The following is a 3,014-nucleotide window of genomic DNA, read 5'->3' on the forward strand; positions in this document are numbered from 1 at the left end:
AACAACCACGAGCACGGGCTGCAGTGCATCGCGATCGACCTGGACTTCGAGGACAACCACTGGGTATACCTGTACTACGAACCGCCTCTGGACACGCCGGACGGGCATGCTTTTTTTACAGGCGAACACGGCGACCGAGCTCCAGTTCCGGGCTATAGGCTCCGAGATTGGGGGCCCGGCCGCGGGCGGAGCCGCCCCGGCGGCGGGCGGGGCGGCCCCTGCAGACGGTCGCGCGGCCGGAGCCGAGGTCGAGGGCGCGGAGGACGACGACGGCGCGGAGGACGGCGCGGCCGCCGCCGGGACCGATGCCGCGGCTCCGGCGTCGTCCACCGAACCGTGCACGACGACGACCAGCGGCCGGCCGCCGATCGCGCCGAGCACCGCCGGCGCCTGCTCGGTCGGCACCGAGACGACGACCTGCACGGTGGTCGTCGCCGTCGACAGCACCCCCTCGGTTCGGCCGGAGATGGCCTGCACCGGAGCCGCCGCCACCACGAGGGCGACGCTCCCATCCCCGGCCGCGGTGGCGCCGGCCGCGGGGTCCGCCACGGCGTAGACGTCGACGACCTGACCGCGCTCCAGCCCCGGGGGCACGTAGCCGGCCTGCACCGGGAGCGCCAGCTGCACCAGCTCGGCCGGCTCCTCCAGTGCCGTCCGGGGCAGCAGCTCGCCGCTGCGCACGGCGCGGGCGAGAGTCCGGCCCTCCGGCCGGGTGCTCGTCGCGAGGTAAGCACCGGCGACGTCGTCGAGCCGGACGTCGACGGCCACCAGGTCCCCGGCGATGAGCACGGTGCCCGCGGCGAGGTCCCCGGCCGCCGACCACACCGGCACCGTGGCGTCGGCGGCCGCGACCACGCGCGCGCCGAGCAGGACCGAGCCGAGCACCAGCAGGACGCCCAGCACCAGCCGGAGGTCCAGCCAGCGCGGCGGCCGGACCCGTCGCGGTGCCGACCCCGGCACGGAGGCGGCGGTGCCCGGGGTGGTGGCCCCCGGGGCGGTGGACGCGGTGCGCGTGGCGCTCACAGCCGACGGTTCCTCCATCTGCGCGGATGCCGTGGACGGCCCGGGTGGGCCACGGTCGGACGCAGATGATGGGGCAGGGACGCCGGTGCGTGCAGGCGCTGTCCACACGTTCGGGGTTGTGGACAGCCCGCATGCCACCCGGACGGGGCTGCCAGACTGACCGGGACCGGACGGAGACCTGATGCCCACACCGCGGTTCCTGACCCTCGACGACGTCGCCGAGATCCTCAACGTCTCGTGGTCGCAGGCCTACGCGCTGGTGCGCCGCAAGGAACTGATCGCCATCCAGATCGGTGGCCGCGGCCAGTGGCGGGTCGAGAACGAGGAGCTCGAGCGCTTCATCGCGCAGAAGTACGCCGAGGCGCGGGCCGGCACCGTGCCCGCGGAGACCGCCGTGGAGGAGCCGGACGACGCGCCGACCGGCCCCGGGGGACGCCGGGGCTGACCCCGCACGGCGCCCGGAGCCGGCCGGTCAGTCCAGCCCGGGCGTCAGCGTCCGCACGACCGCCACCGCCGGCAGGGCGATCGCCCGGACCCCGCGCACGGCCGCCGCCCGGCGCGGCTGGTCGGCCGCGTGCTCGGCCAGCTCGACGTGGTCGGCACCGACGCCGTCCACCGTGCCGACGTAGGACGAGCCGTCGTCCAGGACGACCTGCACGACGCTGCGGTCGCGGGCCAGCCCGCGGAGCGCCCGCCGCAGGTCCAGCCGCGCACGCACCGGACCGGGGTCCTCGGCGGGAGCCGTCGCCCGCCCCAGGCCGGCGACCGTCCGCACCGTCGACGTCGCCACGAGCACCTCCCGCCGACTCCCGTCGGTCAGCAGCAGCCAGTCGGCCCCCACCTCGACGAGGACCCCGGTCACGTCGCCGGCGCCGGAACACCGCAGGGTCAGCGGCCGGTCGAGAGCGCCGGCCAGCCGGTCCACCAGCCGGACGGCGCCCACCTCCACGCGCCGGCGTGAGGCGTCCTCGGCCCGCTCGGCCGCCGCCTCCGCCTCGTCGAACTCCGCCTGCAGGTCGGCGAAGAGCCGTTGCCACCGCATCCGCCACCTCCTCGGTTTCCACATTAGTGGGTGCTGATCCTTGCGTTTGCTTGCGTTTGGTTGGTTTAGTCACGCAGCAACGTCGACCAGTCGAGGAGGAGACATGTCGATCCGGCGCCTGCTCGGGACGGCAGCGGCAATGGCCGCTGCTGCCGCCGGCCTTCGCGCGGTCACCCCGGACCTCGGAGCGGTCGCCGACGCCGGGCTCGACCTGCAGCACGCCGTCGACACGGCCGGGGCCGAGACCGTCCTGCTCGCCGGCGTGGCAGCACTCGCCTGGGTCGTCTGGCTGTGGGGCGCGCTCGGCCTGACCCTCACCGCGCTCTCCGCGCTGCCCGGGGTCGCCGGCGCCCTGGCGCGGGCGCTCACCCGGTGCCTCCTCCCCGCCGGCGCCCGGCGGGCAGCGGCGCTCGCGCTCGGCGTCGGTCTGGTCACCAGCGGCCCGCTGCTGGCCGCCTGCAGCCCGACCGCGGGCGCACTCCCCCAGACGCTCGCCGTCGCCTCCGCCCAGGCGCCGGCCGCACCGCCCGGTCCCGTCGCGGACTGGCCGGGCACCCCGACTCCCACGCCTGCCGCCGCCGCCCCCGCGCCGGTGCCCGACTGGCCGGCCCCGGTCGAGGGCGGGCACGTCGTCCTGCGTGGCGAGTGCCTGTGGGACATCGCCGCCGCCGACCTCGCCCGGCGGACCGGCAGCACCCCGACGGACGGGGAGGTGGCCACCGCCGTCGACGCCTGGTGGCACGCCAACGCCGCCGTGATCGGACCCGACCCCGACCTCCTGCTCCCGGGCCAGGCCGCCGCTTATACACATCCGACGCTGCCGACGACGCCTTACGTGTACGCCTTGCTGAGACGCATCATCATCCAGTCCACTAAACCGCTCTTCCGCTTCCGCTCACCTCAGCTGCATCACCATCCGTTGCACACCGAGGACTAATGTTACATATAT

Annotated in this window: 4 protein-coding genes; 2 read left to right on the forward strand and 2 right to left on the reverse strand. The window is 75.4% G+C overall.

The window, feature by feature from the left end; translation table 11 throughout:
• On the reverse strand, window positions 1-1,023 hold a 1,023-nt coding region (locus CNO22_RS26440; protein WP_232807375.1), incomplete at its 3' end, for an SAF domain-containing protein.
• Window positions 1,024-1,204: 181 nt separating this feature from the next.
• On the opposite strand from CNO22_RS26440, the gene CNO22_RS26445 reads away from it, so the two are divergent.
• Window positions 1,205-1,468, forward strand: coding sequence for a helix-turn-helix domain-containing protein (locus CNO22_RS26445; protein WP_100502210.1), 264 nt, complete (start codon window positions 1,205-1,207; stop codon window positions 1,466-1,468).
• 27 nt (window positions 1,469-1,495) lie between these two features.
• Here CNO22_RS26445 and CNO22_RS26450 read toward each other — a convergent pair whose 3' ends face one another.
• Window positions 1,496-2,065, reverse strand: coding sequence for a hypothetical protein (locus CNO22_RS26450; protein WP_100502211.1), 570 nt, complete (start codon window positions 2,063-2,065; stop codon window positions 1,496-1,498).
• Window positions 2,066-2,168: 103 nt separating this feature from the next.
• On the opposite strand from CNO22_RS26450, the gene CNO22_RS26455 reads away from it, so the two are divergent.
• Window positions 2,169-3,002, forward strand: coding sequence for a hypothetical protein (locus CNO22_RS26455; RefSeq protein WP_198588629.1), 834 nt, complete (start codon window positions 2,169-2,171; stop codon window positions 3,000-3,002).
• Window positions 3,003-3,014: the final 12 nt, after the last annotated feature.

The organism is Geodermatophilus chilensis (genome assembly GCF_002802985.1).
Lineage (GTDB): Bacteria > Actinomycetota > Actinomycetes > Mycobacteriales > Geodermatophilaceae > Geodermatophilus > Geodermatophilus chilensis.